This is a genomic window from Pseudomonas cucumis, from assembly GCF_030687935.1.
Classification (GTDB): Bacteria; Pseudomonadota; Gammaproteobacteria; order Pseudomonadales; family Pseudomonadaceae; genus Aquipseudomonas; species Aquipseudomonas cucumis.
Genome location: NZ_CP117454.1, coordinates 2,927,317 through 2,945,269, shown reverse-complemented (window position 1 = coordinate 2,945,269; position 17,953 = coordinate 2,927,317). Strand labels below are relative to the sequence as shown.

The 17,953-nt window shown below is 56.5% G+C and carries 12 protein-coding genes; 8 read left to right on the top strand and 4 right to left on the bottom strand.

Annotated features, from left to right (window positions below; genetic code table 11):
• Window positions 1-116 precede the first annotated feature (116 nt).
• Entirely contained in the window at window positions 117-4,925 is a 4,809-nt protein-coding gene (locus PSH97_RS13415; protein ID WP_305449596.1) for a dermonecrotic toxin domain-containing protein, read from the top strand.
• Between the two features lie 246 nt (window positions 4,926-5,171).
• Window positions 5,172-6,173 (top strand): FecR family protein, encoded by a 1,002-nt coding sequence (locus PSH97_RS13410; RefSeq protein WP_305449595.1) that lies wholly within the window; start codon window positions 5,172-5,174, stop codon window positions 6,171-6,173.
• Between the two features lie 51 nt (window positions 6,174-6,224).
• On the opposite strand, the gene pvdQ is transcribed toward PSH97_RS13410, so the two are convergent.
• Window positions 6,225-8,570, bottom strand: coding sequence for a bifunctional acylase PvdQ (gene pvdQ / locus PSH97_RS13405; RefSeq protein WP_305449594.1), 2,346 nt, complete (start codon window positions 8,568-8,570; stop codon window positions 6,225-6,227).
• Between the two features lie 234 nt (window positions 8,571-8,804).
• On the opposite strand from pvdQ, the gene PSH97_RS13400 reads away from it, so the two are divergent.
• Entirely contained in the window at window positions 8,805-9,206 is a 402-nt protein-coding gene (locus PSH97_RS13400; protein WP_305449593.1) for a fe2+ zn2+ uptake regulation protein, read from the top strand.
• Here the strand turns inward: PSH97_RS13400 and PSH97_RS13395 are convergent.
• A complete protein-coding gene (locus PSH97_RS13395; protein WP_305421439.1) occupies window positions 9,196-9,384 on the bottom strand; it encodes a hypothetical protein in 189 nt (62 codons plus the stop codon). The genes PSH97_RS13400 and PSH97_RS13395 overlap by 11 nt on opposite strands.
• A gap of 101 nt (window positions 9,385-9,485) precedes the next feature.
• A complete protein-coding gene (locus PSH97_RS13390) occupies window positions 9,486-9,626 on the bottom strand; it encodes a hypothetical protein (RefSeq protein WP_305449893.1) in 141 nt (46 codons plus the stop codon).
• Between the two features lie 288 nt (window positions 9,627-9,914).
• Here PSH97_RS13390 and PSH97_RS13385 point away from each other — a divergent pair, with 288 nt between their 5' ends.
• The 5 genes from PSH97_RS13385 to PSH97_RS13365 all read left to right on the top strand — a co-directional run bounded on the left by PSH97_RS13385 (window position 9,915) and on the right by PSH97_RS13365 (window position 17,022).
• Window positions 9,915-11,156 carry an MFS transporter gene (locus tag PSH97_RS13385; RefSeq protein ID WP_305449592.1) on the top strand — a complete coding sequence of 414 codons (1,242 nt, stop codon included), beginning with the start codon at window positions 9,915-9,917 and terminating at the stop codon, window positions 11,154-11,156.
• A 22-nt stretch (window positions 11,157-11,178) separates the two neighbouring features.
• Complete coding sequence (locus PSH97_RS13380) at window positions 11,179-12,309, top strand: LuxE/PaaK family acyltransferase (protein WP_305449591.1); 1,131 nt, start codon at window positions 11,179-11,181, stop codon at window positions 12,307-12,309.
• 1 nt (window position 12,310) lies between these two features.
• The gene (locus PSH97_RS13375) at window positions 12,311-14,713 is read left to right on the top strand and encodes an aldehyde dehydrogenase family protein (RefSeq protein ID WP_305449590.1); all 2,403 of its coding nucleotides are present in this window, start codon (window positions 12,311-12,313) and stop codon (window positions 14,711-14,713) included.
• 186 nt (window positions 14,714-14,899) lie between these two features.
• Entirely contained in the window at window positions 14,900-16,063 is a 1,164-nt protein-coding gene (locus tag PSH97_RS13370) for an AMP-binding protein (protein WP_305449589.1), read from the top strand.
• Window positions 16,063-17,022, top strand: a complete 960-nt coding sequence (locus PSH97_RS13365) for a GNAT family N-acetyltransferase (RefSeq protein WP_305449588.1) — start codon at window positions 16,063-16,065, stop codon at window positions 17,020-17,022. The genes PSH97_RS13370 and PSH97_RS13365 overlap by 1 nt, the downstream gene beginning before the upstream one ends.
• On the opposite strand, the gene PSH97_RS13360 is transcribed toward PSH97_RS13365, so the two are convergent.
• Window positions 17,011-17,937 carry a LysR family transcriptional regulator gene (locus tag PSH97_RS13360; RefSeq protein ID WP_305449587.1) on the bottom strand — a complete coding sequence of 309 codons (927 nt, stop codon included), beginning with the start codon at window positions 17,935-17,937 and terminating at the stop codon, window positions 17,011-17,013. The two genes, PSH97_RS13365 and PSH97_RS13360, sit on opposite strands and share 12 nt — an antisense overlap.
• Window positions 17,938-17,953 lie beyond the last annotated feature (16 nt).

The following is a 17,953-nucleotide window of genomic DNA, read 5'->3' as shown; positions in this document are numbered from 1 at the left end:
CCACCTTGCAGGCTCCACTGACTTTTAGTCTCTAGGCTCAATCCATTGGCGCATTTCAATCGCGCCCTGAACGAGCCTTGACGATGCCTGTACCAGTTACTCCGATAGTTACTCCGATGTTTTTCCCCCAAGCCCTGAAGTCTCGCGGCCTTTGGAGAAAACTAGGCAAAACCCACGGCCTGACGCAAAAGGACTTCGAATGGTTCAGTCACCTGAAAATAGCCAGCCACACGTTGCGCGGTGAACAGACACCGCCCATGGTCGCCGAAAAAATCCTGCTCAAAACCCAGGACCTGGAACCCGTGCCCCTGGCCGGCAGCTTCGTGCTGAGCGCCACACCGGATGACAACGGCGTGATTCTCTACACCCCGTACGCCGGCATAAAGAAGTACGACAGCCGCTCAGCCCTGATCACACAGCTTGAAAGTCAGCTGAAAGGCGTGACAGAGGACGACGACCTGCTGGCTTTCATGTCGTTGTCTCAACGCAAAACGCTGGCGGATGCCGCCAAAATCGAGATGACCTTTCAAACCATCGAAGGCGAGGTGTTCGAAGACCAGAGCAGTACCATCACCGCACACCAGCAAATGAACGATCAGGCCATGCTCGACGAATTGAAAGCGTTGCCGACGCTGACTTCGCTGCTGGATGCGGTGCTCAATGGACTGTTGAAATCCGCCTTCCCCGGTCTGGATCAGCGCCAGACCCAGGTCAGTTTTTATTTCACGGCAGCGGCCGATGAACCAAACAAGGAAAGTCCCCCCGCGCGGCGCTGGATCAACGCCATGTCCTTGAGTGAGGCGGTGCTGTTTTACTACCGCAATCAACGCTGGCCGTCGGGGCAATCACATGAGTTTTCCCACCCGGAAAAGCCCCCCGCGAGCATAGACCAGCAACACTGGGAAACTGCTGTAGCCACCGCCTCCAGAAAACTGATCAGCCTGCTTTCCGAGCAAATGAAAGACTACTGGGACGCCGAGAGTGCCGATGGCGCATCACGTCGCGAATTTTTCCGCAAGGCCATTGCGCAAAAGGCGCGAGCGGAGCTCCTGCTCAAACGCGAAGCCGAGATCATTACGCCTGAACAAAGCCAGGACTTGCATTCGCTGATCAAGCCGACCAGCAGAACGTACGAGACACTGACCGTCGAAACCGTGCGTCTCTGGGAATACGAGGCCAACTATGTTGAGCTGGCGGGCTCGCTGATGATCAGTGGCAGCAATGCATTTCTCTACACTCCCGCTCAGGGGCTGCAGGTGCTGAAAGACTATAAGGACCTCAAAGACACCTTGCTGAGCAAATTCAGCGCAGCCGGTCACGAGGATGAGCTCTACGGACTCCTGAGCCTGGAGGAACGCCAGCGCTTCATCGGTTTTGATCAGCCAAATGTCTCCGGGAAAGTGATTTCCGGTTCGATCTTCAAAAAGCTGTTCGGGGCGATCATCACCAAACAACAGCAGAATATGGAGTACGCCCTGCAGGTTTTCCGTCACAGCGACGGCATCGTGGACATCAACGCCTTGTTCGACAATGCGCTGGACATCCGCTCTATGATCAGTGAGCACCTGCTGACGCTGGATGCCCAAGGGCGCTGGAGTACCCGACCGGTATTGTCGGGCAATCAACAGCCTTCCATGGTGCTGGCAGACACGGCGGCGGTGTTCGTGAAAACCTTCAGCGATATCGAGGCGCTGATCAGTGCGGACTTTGCCTCTCAACCCGTCACCTTGCCGGCACTGCAGCGGGTCTATCTGGAGAACATGAAGCCCCGGCTGGCTCATGCTCTTTCCGTAGGCATACGTGGGGAAGCCAGCCTTCGGGTGCTCAACGCTGCATTGGGTGACACGGAGCGGGCCATTGTCGATACGGTACTCAATCCGGATCAGCCGGATCGTAAAAACCGCCGTTCACTCAAGGGATTCCGGCCTGACGCCTATTCATTGACCCTTGAGTGCTCCAGCCAAATGAATATCCTGCCCTTGGCCAATTGCTTGCTGTTGACCGAGCGTGGCGGGCTCGACCCTCAGAATTCGGGCCGAACAGTTCTATGGACACCTGCCCAGGGCCTGGAAGTCTTTAATACCGTCAGCCGTGCAAGGCAGGAACTGGAACGACGCCTGCTTGATCCGCACAAACGTCTGACGCTATTGGAAAATCTTCCCCCTGCCCAACGTACCCTCCACCAGCGCTATTCGCTCGGTGCATTGCGACTGATTGAGGGGCATGTTCTGCAGCGATTATCCCAATCATCCATTGACCACTTCCTGGGACGTTGCGATTACCTGCGCACCCTGAAGCTGGACGATGAAAAACAGACCAAAGCGCTTCAAGCCCTGACAAAAACGGTGGTCGACACCAACTTGCGCAGAGCCACTTCGATCGCACAGGCGATCACCCGACAGCAGTCCTTGCCTGCCTGGCTCGCAATGGCACCCGTCGAGGAGCAGCAGCTGCACATCGAACTGCTGGAGCAATACCGCAACAGCGTCGAAGACGACAAGGACTACCTGCATGGCCTGAAGACGCTGAAGTCCTATGTGCATGACACGTTGGTGTCACTGCTCGGTAAACGCTTCTCCGGGACACTGCCAGACCCCGACGACATCGAAATCACCCCCAACCTGACCCTGGCCGGCCCCGCTCGATCTCTGACCGAGTTTGCCTTGAACCATGTGAACATTGCCCAGGGCACCGGGTTCAAGATCGCTTCGAAAACCACTCAATCCCTTCCGCAAGGCCTGGACCAGTCCGCTGTCAGGCAACTCCTGCTGTCACTGAACATTAAACAAACCTATGCAAAACAAGTAACAGACAGCTTGTCGAGCAAAAGCGCCGATGCCGACACTCGAAGACTGCGCTTCATTCGGCAATTGCCCTGGCAATTGATGCAAGACGCCCATGCACAGAAGCTGCAGCAACGTCTTTCCGACAGCGGCTTTGACTTGATTCGACAGGTTATGGACATGCCGGACGCTATCGCCCGGGCTGCTGTCAACGGCGCCCACGCCATTGTCCGCCCGCTGGAACTGATCAAGACTGTCGGCACTGCTGCCGTCAAGACACTGGGCCTGTACCTGTTCGGCCCCGGCTCCGGTCAGAAAGGTCCGCACGTCCTGTATGCCCCCTACCATGCAGGCTCGCCATTCACCGAATTCGACAATGAGGCAAGCGTTGTCTCGGCGCTCAATACGCCGGGATCGTTGCAGGAGCTGCTGATACGTCGCCTTCCAGCAAGCGAGCAATCCGGGTTTCGCAATCTGTTGGAGTCCACCGTCGGACAAGCGAGCGAAATCACTCTCGCCTCTAACCCCATCCGCGGCAACTTGCTGATCCGGTTGTTCAGCGACAACACCCGCCTGCTGTCGCAAATGCTCGGCACTCAGTCCGAAGTCAGCGGCCAGTCAGACTGGGAGGCAGCCAAAAACCTGTTCAGCTCCGACATCCAGAGGATTTCTGGCCTGTTACCCGGCAAACTCGCTTATGGGCTGTTTCTATGGCAAGCCTATAAAGACTTCAAGAGCTCCGCCGAAGCGCAGCAGGACCACCACTGGAAGCGGGCCTTGCAAGACTTTATTGCCGGTGCAGTGCAAATGCTGTCACTGGGCAAGTTGTCACTGGAAGAGTCAGTCGGTACTGCGCAGGCGACAACCGACACCCTTGCCGAACCGAAGGCCATTCCTGTGGCCGCGCCGCAATGGTCGCAAGTGAAATCCACTGCACCGACGCGCACGTCACTGCAGCCTTTCGAAACCACCGCCGTCGAACTGAAGGATTTAAAGAAGAACAGTGCTGATGGCACTTACCTGGAAACGACCAGCAAACAAACCTATGCCCCCATCGCAGGCAAGGTGTACCGCGTGACCAAACCCGGGGCAATCTGGCGGATGATCAAGGACACTGAAGAAGGCCCGGCGCTCCTGACTACGCCTGACAAGCAACTGGTGCTCGATTCGGACACCCATACCGTCCACTATGGAAAAGCCCTGTCGAAAATGCACAATCAATATGCCTCCGATAAATATGCCAGACAGGTTCTGAATATCGAAGCACGGGGAATGAAAGACATTCGGGCAATGCACCCGGCAAAAGCACGCATGATCGTGCAAGCTATAGACCTGGCTCGCTACTACGCTTTTAACAGTCTGCATAACCTGGCGCAGCTCAGACAGCTGAAACCGGGGACGCGGCTGGATACCTTTCTTAAAACCTTATTTGATGCTGACGATATCGACGCCAACCTTCTGGACAAAATCAAAAAAGTCATCGTTCCCATTTGCACAGCACTGGTGGACCCGAACGTTGATTATATGAATACCGAACGTTTTGTGGTCGGATCAAGCCAATATGAACTCAGCAGCACAATTGCTTTTGTTCTTAATGATGATCCAAAAAATCGTGTGCATTTCACGGAGAAGTTCTTTGAACCTCAACTCGATTGGTACGAGTCCTGTTTGACTGAGCCTTTCAGTGTCGGAGACCATGCCCGGGCCGCCACCCTGATCCATGAGTTCTCCCATCTTTTTTCAAAGACCGTGGATATTGCACCGCTTGAGGCAAGGCGCCCGTTCAGCGATCTCATTGCCACCGTCACTACTTACGGCGCAGCAATCAAACAAAGGCAACAGGATTTCCAGCGAAAAGCACTGTCCCTGGCCACCCCGAAGGAGGAACTGTTTGCGCATTGGAACGAAACGTCGCAGGAATGGACCAGCCTGGACTCGGTTCAAGGTTTGAAGCATGTGGCTCGGGACATCCTTAAAACGACAGGCTGCGGAACAATAGATGAAGCTCGCGACCTCTTCCTGGATCGGGGGAATGTGCACCTGCGAACCGACGTCATCTTGCGTAACGCTGATTCGATCGCTCACTTGATAAGTGTAATGGGTCGACAACTGGACCCAGTGCTAGCCTCGTCCCCGAGTTGAGCCGAATCTCATCATAAAAGCATGCGCAGATCACCCGATCTGCACATGCTTTACTCGTCCGATACAGGGCAACAGCCCTGCAGGGTCTTGACCATTTTTTCACTCAATTTATGGATACTGCCTGGCGATGCCCAATTTGCGGGCGTGCGGATGAAAAATAAGTCGAACTTTGATGGGCAATTGCCATGACGGTTGTTCTCGCAGACTTCCCCTCAAGGTTAGAATGCAGGAAATCAGGATGAGTCAATGACCGACCACTCTCTCTCGCAAGCTCAATACGACGCCATCACCGATGCCGCTGCGCACTGGTGCATGCGTTTGCATGCCATCGACTGCACGGCCGAAGAGCGTCTGGCGTTCGAGCAATGGCGTGATGCCCATCCTCTGCACGCCTTCGAGTACGAAGCCATGCTGGAGATCTGGGAGGTTGCAGGAGATTTGCCTCGTCCCGAATCTCCAGCAACGGCTGTTCGCGGCAAATCGACAATACCTTGGCGCACTTTCGGCATCGCAGCTACCGTCTGCGCCTTGGCGTTGCCGCTGGCGGCCTATACCGGATGGAACCTGGGTTGGCTGCCCAATGCCTATCAGCATTTCGAGGCGACCGAAAATGTTCGTCAGGTCACGCTGAGCGACGGCAGTCAGGTGGAGCTGAACCTAGGCAGTGAACTGACGTTCAGCAATTACAAGGATCAGCGTCGTGTCACGTTGAAAAAAGGCGAAGCCTTCTTCAGCGTCAGTCATGACTTGCAGCATCCCTTCATTGTCAGGGCAGCCGATGGCAGGATTCGCGTCACTGGAACCCAATTCAACGTCTGGATGTATGAAGACCAGGTACGCGTGAACCTGGTTGAAGGTTCTGTGCTGGTGACCAGCAACGATGCCTTGCCCGGCGAGGGTTTACGCCTCGAACCTGCCATGCAGGCACGTTACCGACACGGCGACTTCACGCCGCAAATCAGTCAGACCTCTGCCAATGACCATTCGCTGGCGTGGCGCAGCGGCAAACTGGTGCTCGATGATCTGACGCTGACCGATGCCCTGCCCTTGATCAATCGTTATTTGAACAAACCAGTCATGATCGCGGACTACAGCACCGGCTCGATTCGACTCGGCGGTATTTACAACATCAAAGAGCTCAACAGCCTGGTGGCTTCGTTGCCCAAGGTGCTGCCGGTCTACCTGACCCGCAACAAGGACGGCAATCCGGTCCTCAATTCAATCCCGCAACAAACCCCAAAAAGCTGAAGGCCGCCCTTGCGGGTGCGGCCTTCACTTTTGATTCAAACGCTATCGCGACTACTGCGCGGCGATCTTCCCTGCTTTTTCATCCTGCTCGCGAATCGTCAGGGCCTGGTACTGCGGATCGGACGTGATCTGCTGCTCAGTGAACGGCAAGACACTCAACTGTTTCTTCGAAAAGGCCAGAGTCTGGTCCCGGGAGTATTTCGACGCCGGGTCACTGGACAACGAGAATGCCAATAAGCCCCGAGCCTGTGGCCCTTTATCATCGAAAGTCACCACTTGCAAATAGCTGGTACCACTGACGACTTCGCGTTTGCCGTCGGTTCTCGGCACGCTTTGGATCGCGTTATACACACCCAACGTGCCCGGACCGCCGTGGATAGGCGTTTGCTGTCCGCCACTGCTGACCACCTGGATATCGCCCCAGCGGCTATCGGTTTTCAGGCCGAGCGCTTTTACCTGTTCGACCGAAGCCAGCATCGCCGCCCGAATCGCTTTGGCGACGTCTGGCCGCTCAATTGCCAAGCCACGCGGTGTGTGTTGCGGATCTTTCGAATCAAACGCCACTCGCCAGATGTCAGGAACTTGCTGTAACGCCACCATGACATTCTGAAAATGCACAAAGCCAATTCCACTGTCCAGATTCACCCGGCGATCCCACGCCTTGAGGCTGGTACACAGCTGCGTAAGCGTCGGCGCATCGGCGCCAAGATCCGCGGCGCAGAATTGCAGCAGATCCGGCATCACTTGAGCTGCCTGGTACACCTGATCGTCCATCACCATGTGTTGAAGATCTGTTGCAGCGACAGGACCGGCCTTGCTCAACTCCCCCAGACGCTCCAGTGCGAAGCGCGAACGCAGCCCCAATGGCTGATTGTCCTGACTGATCAACGGCGAGAAACCGGCGAGAGGTTGTGCCGGGTTGGCCATCCAGGCCGAATCATTGGAATGCTGCACAAAGTCTTTGCGCACCAGTTGCGGCAACTGGTCTGCCGCATAAATACCTTTTTGTGCAGCGTGCGGGTCGATGTCCCAGGCGCAGGCGCTGTTGGAACCGTCGAGCAGGATCATCTGTAATCCGGCCAGCGGATCGCTGCACTGGGCCAACTTGTCGGCATTGACGTTCGGCACCACCGACAAGTTCATGTAAAGCGTCTGCCCCTGATCGTCCACCGCCAGGGTATTGACCCATGGAATCCCCTGAATCTTGTGCACCGTTGCCTGAAAATCCTTGAGGCTGGCGGCACGGTTCATCGCATACCATTGCTGCAAGACCCGGTCGTTCTCCAGGTTGGCATCGCGCAGGCTGTAGGCGAACTGGTTGTCCCAGTCCAACTTGCCGGGCCATTGCACAATCGGGCCGAATTGCGAGCTGTAGACCACATGGGAAATCTGCCGGGTCTGGCCATCGGCTTGCTTCACGTTCACCGCCAGCGTCTGCTTTTTCATCGGCAAGGACTTGCCATCCAGCAGGTAACGGGTCGGATCCTTGGGATCGAGTTGCAGACGATACAGCGTGAAGTGCTTGGACGAATCCACCGTGTGGGTCCATGCCAGGTGCTGGTTGAAACCAATATTGATCATGGGCAGGCCGGGCAACGCGGCGCCCATCACATCCAGTTTGCCGGGAATGGTCAGGTGCATCTGATAGAAACGCATCCCGCCCACCCATGGAAAGTGCGGATTGGCCAGCAGCATCCCGCGACCGTTGAACGAACGCTCGCTGCCAACCGCCACGGCGTTACTGCCGCGATCCAGAGCGAAGCGTTGCATGCGCGAAGCCGCCAACTGGAACGACGCCGGCTCGCCCGCCACATGGGCAACGGCTTTCGGTGGGGTAGCGCCGGCCAATGCTTCGGCAAACTGCCCCACGCCGCCTTCGACCAGCAGACGTCGGGTCAACTTGACCAGGTCCTGCGCGGTAATCGCACGTACCCATTCTCCCTGGCATTGCTGCGGCAAACCCTGCGCCCGACGCTCTGTCAGCGAACGGTTGTAACCCGCCACATAACCTTCGATGAGCTCGCGGACTTCAGGCGTTTGCGCCTGCCAGAAAGCGGCGACGGCCTGGGGGGTGTTCAGCCAGTTGAAAAACACATCGCTGGCCAGGTTCCCGCGCTCTTCGACCGTAAACTGGTCCGGGCCGAAATACCGGGAGCGCTCGCCATTGACGGTGACGATCTCATTGGCCAGCAAGCATAGATTGTCTTGGGCGTAGGCATAGCCAATGCCATAGCCCAGGCCTCGCTCGTTGTCGGCGCGAATATGCGGCACGCCGAAACTGGTTCGACGAATCTCGGCCGTCGCTTGCTCTGGCTGGCTGCGCGCATTTGCTGCAAGACTCAGCCCCAGAAACACACCCGCAAGGCTCAACCTGGTTAACTGCCTGGAAATAATCACGCTCGCTCCTGATCGAAAAGACGTATGACACGCAATGCGCCTCCCCTTAAAACGAAGCAAACCGCAAAAATTTAGGCCCTTGAGGGCGGCCTGCTGCCCAGCTCACGGGCCGCTGGCGTAACGTCGACAAATTTTCTACATGCGGGTCTTCATTATTTGCCGGGCTCGTTCGTCTTATTGATTGAGAGCACCCACCATATTTTTCTGGATCAGGCTCTGAAAAGGAGTTTTTGCATGTACAACCCGCAACTGCCAACGGACGGTAGCCATGCGCCAAAGGGCACCACTCTGGGCTCCCGCGCTTTCAATCAACCAGCCGAACGCCACGGCAATGAACGGATCAGGTTTCTGCTCAAGAGCTTTGGCCTGCGGACCAGTCTGATTCGCCTGAAAGTCATCGACGCCTTGCTGACCGCCGCCCAAAGCGACCGCAGCCTGGGAGTGCGTGGCGTGCACAGCCACTTGCTGGACCTGGACATTCCCCTGTCCTTTCTCAGCGTCCGGGAAGTGTTGAAACGCTTGTGCGGTGAAGGCGTGGTCACCCTCAATCCGGACAAAAGCTACAGCCTGCATCCACAGGCTGCCGCCGTCCTTTATAGCGAGCAATCCGGCCAGGGAGCGTCGCTCAAGGCTTGACCTTGCGACGCATTACGCCATTGATCACCACCACGAGCACCGCCACGCCAATGGCGATGTACTGGAACAGCTGCTCTGTGATCATCCCTGCATTTTGCAGCCAGGAAAGGCCGAACATGATCCCCAATACCACCAGGGAAATCAGAATCGAGTATTTCAAACGTTGCGACTGGGTCATTGCGGGTTCCTGAACCAAAAAAATGTATCCGGTTTGTCTCCGATTGCATGCCAAGCCCCTACCGTTCTACCGGAATGAGGGGACGGAAACGGGGTCCTATGTTACAGCCGATGACGAGTTTTGACTTCATTGCGGCGATAATCGAGGATTTTGAAATGCTTCGTCGAATCACACTGCTGATTCCCTTGCTTGCTCTCCTGGCCCTGAGTGGTTGCGTCGTTTTCCCCCATGGCGGCTGGCATGGCGGCCACCATTATGACCGAGGAGGACCGGGCTACTATCAGCATCGATAACGTCAAATGGTATGTTGACTGATCCCGTACAAATGCCTGCTCTATAGCAGGCATTTTTTCTTATGGGTCATCCAAGGGCGTTTACAAGATCCCGATCTGTTCTAACCTGCCCCCCAATAGACACACAGCGAAAGATATTGAAATTTCCGGCGTTAAATAAGCGCATGAAATTCTGCATGGATTATAGATAGTCTTGTTCTGCTGCCTTATCAAACCTTCAGCACGAACAGGAACGTCATGCGCAAACCTTTAATAGATATAAGTCCACCTCTACTACTTGGGTTTTGCTTTGCAATTACTCTTTTTGAACTTCTGACTTATATGGCCAGCGATATGATTATGCCGGCCATGCTAACCGTAACCCATCAATTGAATGCCAGTCCGAGCCATGTTCCTTATGCCTTCAATCTTTATTTGACAGGCGGCATTCTTGTGCAATGGCTTATTGGCCCGCTGTCTGATCACTTCGGTCGTCGCAAGATGCTGCTCATGGGTTGTGCAGTATTTGCCATTGCCTGCGCCGCGACGTTCGGCGTCCAGAGTATTTCCGCATTCAACGGCTTGCGGTTGATGCAAGGCATGGGATTGGGATTTGTCATTGCCGTCAGTTATCCCGCCCTTCAAGAGGTTTTCTGCGAAGCCGATGCGGTAAAGATCATGGCATTGCTGGGGAACGTTGCACTGCTCTCCCCGCTGCTCGGTCCACTGCTCGGCAGTCTGGTGCTGGAGTGGCTCTCCTGGCGTGAACTGTTTTTACTCTTGGGTATCAGCGGCGCAACGGTCTGGCTGGGCCTTTACTGGTACATGCCGGAAACTGTGGGCACCTTGCGTCAGGACGGTCAACGACTGGCTGCAGTGCCCTTTGAATGGGGCGGCACGGTGCGCCGCTACACCGCTTTACTCACCAACAGGCAATTTTTGCGCGCAACCGTCGCCTTGGGACTGATGAGCCTGCCATTGATTGCCTGGATCGGGCTGGCGCCACTCTTGCTGATCCAGAACCAGGGACTTGCCCCTTTGCACTACGGCCTGTGGCAGATCCCGGTATTTGCGGCAGTCATTCTGGGCAATCTGATACTCAACCGATTGATCGCCAACACTGAACTGCCCCAGCTGATTCGATATGCGCTCTGGCCGTTTTGCGGTGGACTCATCGCATTAGCCGTTATCACTGTTACCGGTGCTTCGACGCTTCTGTTGGTCAGTTGCCTGTCGCTCTACGCCATCGGTCTTGGCATGAGCAACGCCGCTCTGTACCGGCTTGCGCTGTTTTCCAGCGATGACAGTAAAGGACTGGTTTCAGCGGCGATCGGCATGATTTCCATTGCTGTCATGGGTGGAGGGAGTTCGATTATCGCTGCGCTGGGCGCCGGCGACAGCCTTGAGGACTTCGCCCTGATGGCCGGCCTGATGGGGCTCTTGTGCCTGGTGCCCTTGAGACAGTTTCTGCGCCGCTCTCACATCCCACTTGCGATTTGACACCTGACAATAGGTCTTTTTGATGATCCATTTACCTTACTCCGATGCGCTTTGTGCGTTAACGCAACCCTATTGCCTGGATTCCGTGCCGGATGGCCTGTTCGACCGGGCCATGGGCGAAATCAGTCTGTTTCATTGTCATCACACGCCTGGATACGAACGCTGGCTGAACGCTAACGATCTTGATGCCAACGCCCTGGAAACGATGGATGACTGGTCACGGCTGCCACCGATTTTCGCCAATTACTTTAAACGTCAATTGGTGTTCGGTCCCACAGGCGAAGGCGCGCTGGAGTTGACCTCCTCGGGCACCAGCGGCCAGAAGAGTCGCATGCGCTACGACCAGCGCAGCATGGCCGCGGCACAAGGCATGGTGAGCCATATTTTCCAGTACTACGGCTGGGATACCCCGGACAGCCCCTGCAATTACCTGCTCTTGAGCTATGAGCCCGAGGCGGCGATCACCCTGGGGACTGCTTTCACCGATCAGTTTCTTTGCAGCTATGCCCCCGTCAATCGTGTTGTTTACGGCTTGCGCCTCACCGGCAAAGGCCACGCGTTCGACCTTTTTGGTGTGATTAGGGCCTTGCAGGAGTTTGCCGAGGAAGGACTGCCCGTTCGTATTCTCGGTTTTCCGGCGTTCCTTTCCCATGCACTGCAGCACATGGACGACACCGGCGTGGCCGATTTGCAGTTGCCTGCCCAGTCATTGGTGTTTTTGGGGGGCGGCTGGAAAACCCAGGCAACACAGGAGGTTCCCCTGCATCAGTTGTATGCCCGAATCAATCGGCAATTGGGTATCGACCTGTCCCGCTGCCGGGACGGTTATGGCGCCGTAGAGCATGCCGTGCCCTATATCCAGTGTGCCCACCATCATTTTCATGTACCGATCTACTCGAAGGTTTTTGTGCGCAACCCATCCGATTTCACTGTTCAGCCCTACGGCCAGCGCGGCTTGCTGGAATTTGTTTCGCCGTACATTTCGTCGAGCCCTGCCCATGCCGTGGTCATGGGCGATCTGGCAACACTGCATCCCGGCGCCAGTTGCGGATGCGGCCTGATGACTGATTGGTTCGAGCTCCATGGACGTGCCGGAACCTCCGCCAGTCGCAGCTGCGCCATGGCCGCCTCTGAACTGCTCGGGAGGGCTTGATATGTACCTGATCAATGGCCAACGCCGTGACGACCTTACTCTGGAAGGCGCACTCGATCTGCTTCGAAAACAATTACCCCGATTGCTGGCGGCCCCGATCGACAGCGACATCGTTATCGACTCTGCCGCTCGATTTGCCGCGCAGTTGCAGGCTCGCAGCCTGGACCTGCCTCTCGATGACGATCACTGTCAGGGGCTGATCGACTTTTGCCAGCGCAGCAACCTGGACACAAAACTTGAGCGAGAGCTGGGTCTGCAACCACGTTCGCTGCGGCGTATCGACTACCGACACCCCTATTTCGAAAGCTGGCATCCGTTGGGGCTGGTAGTGCATATCACCCCGGGCAACGCGCCGTTGCTGGCGTTCTGCGCGATACTCGAAAGCCTGCTGGCGGGCAATATCAACTGGTTGCGCCCCAGTGCCAGCGATGAAGGTTTGACTGCTCGGTTGCTGGCCGCCCTGGTGCAATGCGACACCAGCGGCAGACTGGCCGAATTCGTAGCCGTTCTGCCGGTCGACACTTCACAGATCGCTCAACTCTGCGCCACGGCGGACGGCGTATCGGCCTGGGGTGGTGAAACAGCGCTCAAGGCGATCCGTCAACAGATCCCCGCGGGATGCCGCTGGATTGATTGGGGGCACAAGATCAGCTTCGCCTATCTGTCACCTGAAGCGGCGAATCCTGCAGCGCTCGATGCATTGGTGGATGAAGTCTGTCGACTGGATCAACAGGCATGCTCCAGCCCTCAATGGGTGCTAGTAGACAGCAATGATCCGACAGTCTTGCGAGGCCTGGGGGAGCGTCTTGCCGAAGCGTTCAGCCGTCGTGCTGGCCACTGGCCGGCGCTGCTGCCGACAGATCAGGAAGCATCGGAAATCACCACCCATACAGCCATGGCGCGACTGGATCAATGCTTTACCAATCAGACCGGCCAGGTGTGGCGCGGCTCCGGATGGCGTGTCATCTGGGAGCATCATCAGACGCTCGCGCCATCGCCGCTGTTTCGTACCGTGCTGCTCAAGCCAGTGCCACAGCCTATGCTCGCCGAAACACTGTTGCCCTGGCGAACGGTCCTGCAAAGCTGCGCGCTGATAGCCGCTGCGGCGCAAACGCCCGGGCTTGTTCGGACATTGGTCAATGCCGGCGTCACTCGTATTACACCTTGCGAGACGATTCATGATGGCTACGCCGGTGAGCCTCACGATGGCGTTTACGCGCTGTCGCGTCTGAGTCGCCGTCTCTCTGTGAGCCTGGCCGCCGATGTCTCGACTGGCCGCGCCACGCTCGACCCGCTGCCGCCAGCCCCTGAAACAGCCCATGTCCCGATCATGGACAAAGACACCTTCATGGCTCAGCCGATCACCCCCACAGCGCAGCTGTATTTTCGCTCCGGTGGTAGCACCGGGACTCCGGCCCTGGCCGGTTTCAGCTATCGAGACTTTCAACGACAAATGCGCGCCGCGGCAGATGGCATGTTCTGCCTCGGGCTGGATCCCTCCCAAGACCGGGTTATGAATCTGTTCTATGGCGGCAATCTGTACGGTGGTTTTTTCAGTTTTTCAAATGTCCTTGAACAGATGGGAGTCACACACTTGCCCATGGGGGCTCCCCAGGACGATGACTTCAGTGAAATCGCCCGAATGATCGTGGAGCAGCGTGTCACCGTGCTGATCGGCATGCCCAGTACGCTGCATCGCCTGTTTTTCAAAGAGCAGGCCCGACTTCGCGACTATGCCGGTATCGCCAAAGTGTTCCTTGGCGGTGAGCATCCGGGTGAGGCCAGTCGGCGCCTGATGGAAAGTTGCGCAGTATCGACGATTCGTTCTGCCCTCTATGGCTCCGTCGATGCCGGCCCTCTGGGTCATGCCTGCCGGGCGACGGGGGATGGCATTTTTCACTTGATGTGCGAAACCCAGCATCTGGAAATCGTTCAGCTCGACGAGGATGTGCCGGTACAAGCCAACGAGATCGGCCGTCTGCTGTTTACGTCCCGCGCCCGAGAAGGTCAGCGCGTGCACCGATATGACATCGGCGATACCGGCCGCTGGATACCCGGGGCCTGCCCTTGCGGACTGGAGACGCCGCGATTCGAACTGCTACAGCGGCACGGCAAACTGGTACGAATTGGCACGGAATTCATTTCCCCTTCGGCACTGGAACTGAGCGTGGGCGTCCCTATTCAAGTTGTTCTGGACCACGCCGCCAGCGGAGTCGAACGCATGCAAGTTCGAGTAGACGCCGATGTCGACTGGGTACGCCAAAAACTGCTGACCCATGAAACATTGGCCAATGCGGTGAGTGCTGCACTTTTAATTGTGGAGGTGACCCTGTGCGCCGAACAGGCCTTCACCCGAAACAGACACAGCGGCAAAACCCCGTTAATTATCGATCAAAGAAAATAAAAGCAGACACTTCAATGATGCTGCTTTCTGATAAAAAAGCCTAACAAGAAAGAGAACCCCGTGAGCCCAACTTATTCGCTTGAACAATTAGTACCTTATATAAGACGACACTCAAGTTTTTACCGCAAACATCTGGCCCATTTGCCATCGAAGGGTATTACTTTAAAAAATATACCGTTAACGGACGTGGCCCACTATTGGGTCGGCAGCAACGACTTGAGCCATTGGCCGGTCTTGACAGGTAATGTCGATGACGCACTGGTATTTAAAACAGGAGGCTCGACCAGTCAGGGCAAACTTGCGGTGTACACCTGCGAGGAATGGCATGCATTGGTCAGTACGTTCGGAGCCAGCATCTCCTCTCAACTGAACAACAGCGACCGGGTGGCCAATCTGTTCTTTTCAGGGGATCTCTACGCCAGTTTTCTGTTCATCCACGACTCTTTGGCCCACGTTGGACAATCCATCTGTGAATTTCCGTTTACCGGACAAGTCGAGCTGGACGTCTTGGCGGATGCCATTGCGCAACATCGGATCAACGTCCTGGCCGGAGTACCGGCGCAACTGCTGCGATTCGCCGCCTATCTGGCGCAACATCGGCGAGTGTTGTGTGGGGTCGAGACAATATTGTATGGCGGCGAAAGCCTGTTTGCCCCGCAATTGGCCATCCTCGCAGACGTGTTCCCCAACGCTCGGATTGCCTCAATCGGCTACGCCAGCGTAGACGCCGGGCTCATAGGTGCCAGCAATCGCGACTGTGCATTGGGCGAACATCGGGTGTTCGAACAACAAACCTTGTTGGAGATCATCGATGAAAATACCGGTGAAGTGATTGAAGAATGCGATCGCACCGGGCTGCTGGTATTGACCAACCTGACACGCCGGCTCATGCCGCTGCTGCGTTACCCGGTAGGCGACTGTGCTTGTTGGCGTGAACCGGCTGCAACCCCAATGCGTAAATTCGCCCTCAAGGGGCGCAGCGCCCACAGTCAACGAATACGCGTCGGTGTGCTGTCGCTGTTTACCGAAGAAATACACAAGATTGTTTTGCATGCAGCACGCAGTGAGCAATGGCAATTGCTGATCGAACAGGTCGGACACAAGGATCTGTTGAGCGTGATGTGGGTACCCGAATCTCAGTTACAAACCGTAGAGCCGGCGCGCCGCGCATTGCGTGAAGCGCTGCTTGCCCATTATCCCTCCCTTGACGACCTGAGCCGTGAGGGTCTGCTGGAATTGCGGGTGCTGACCTGCGCAACCACAGACCTCAAGCTTCACCCTCGTTCGGGCAAACAATTGCGTGTGCTGGATTTGCGCGTGTATGACGTTCCCGCGCTGGAGCCTGTGTGATGACTCGATTGATTTTCAGACCCTACTGCCCCGCCGATGCGGGTGGCGTAAGCAGATTGTTTCGCGAGGTCTATGGCGATCATTACGTTCAGCGGGATGTTTACCTGCCGAACATGATCAATCAGCATAACGCCGAGGGTCGCTGGCGATCGATGCTAGCGGTGGATGATGTGCGGGTTCTGGGGCACGCCGCGCTGTGCCGAACCCTGCATTCGAATACTGCGGAGCTGGCTCTGAGCGTGGTGCATCCCGCTGCACAGGGGCAAAGCATCGCGACCCGTCTGGGCCGGGAGTTACTGATGCAATCAGGCGCCCTGGGGCTCGAGAGCGTTTCGATCAAGCAAGTGACCCACCATCCCTACACACAACGCATGGCCGCAAAAGTCGGCTTCCACAGTACAGGCCTGCTGCCCGACTATGTTCCTTCGCCATTCGCCGACCCGCTACCGGAAACCATCGTGATGGGCTATCACATGATCGACGGACACAAGCGCCCGCTCCCCGATATCCCCTGGCCCGAAAGCTGCCGTACGTTGATGCGACACCTGTGCTCGGTATTTGGAACCTGCCAGGACAATACATCGCGCCCCGCGATGCCCTTGCAAATCAAGCAGCACCAGCATCGGCTCGACATTGTCATTTCATACTTGAACAAGGATTTGCTTGGGCAACTCTGGCAATTGCCCAGGCACTGGCTGATCTCGGTACGACTCGAACTGTCCCGGCACTTCGCTTCCAACCTGCGCGATTTTTCAGCGTTAGGCTTCGCCTTCACGGGCCTGATGCCTACGCCAGGGGGCAATGGCTGGTTTGCATTGTTTCATCGAGGCGTGCAAAAGCGATCCTTGAACCTGCTCTGTGCGCACATGCAAAAGTTGCATGACGACTTACAGCAGAACGCCGCCGCAATCAGCCCCCTTTGCCCAGACATGCCTGTCGGCACCCGCTCAGTTGCCTGAGTCTTGTCTGAAAAAACCATTAGTCGACTGCGCACAGAGATCCACCATCCAGTCGACGAACACCCTTACTCGTCGGGACAATTGACGATGAGGAGGATAGAGGGCCGTCAACGGCATAGCCGGTGGCGGCATCTCTCGCAGGACCTCGACCAATCGCCCCTCTTTCAGCTGCTGGGCTACGTGATAATACGGAGTCTGAACCAAGCCATATCCCGCCTCGCAAGCCGCCAGATAACCATCGGCACTGTTGACCGAGACGTGCTTGGGCAAATCGATCAAGCGCAATTGGGCATCGGCTATGAATTCCAGTCCGTAGCGTTTACCGGTGCTATTGGAAAAATATTCCACCATCTGGTGACCCTCCAGATCCTCCAGGCATTGCGGAGTCCCGCGACGCTGCAAGTATTGCGGGCTGGCACACGTGACCTGATCCAGCATGCACAGCGGTCGCGCCACCAGTGAATCGTCCAGGGTCGAGCCACCCCGCAATACGCAATCGACACCTTCGCGGATCAAATCCACAGGCCGGTCATTCAAACCGATTTCCAGTTCGATCAATGGGTACCGGGCTGTGAATTGCGGCAAGGCCGGAATCACGATCAAACGCCCCACTCCCGCTGGCATATCCACTCGCAGCAGACCTTTGGGGTTTTGGCGAGCAGCGGAAAACACGGCTTCGGTCTCCTCCAGATCCGCCAGCAGCCGTACGCAACGCGGGTAATAGGCGGCGCCATCGAGCGTCAAGCTGATCTGCCGGGTGGTGCGTTGCAGCAGCTGCACGCCCAGATGTGCCTCAAGTTGCTTGATCAGAATCGTCACCGAAGCCCGGGGTAACTGCAGGCTGTCCGCCGCTTTGGCAAAGCCGCCCAGTTCGACGATTCGGGTGAACACGCGCATGGCGTTGAAACGGTCCATTGCTTTGGCTTACCGG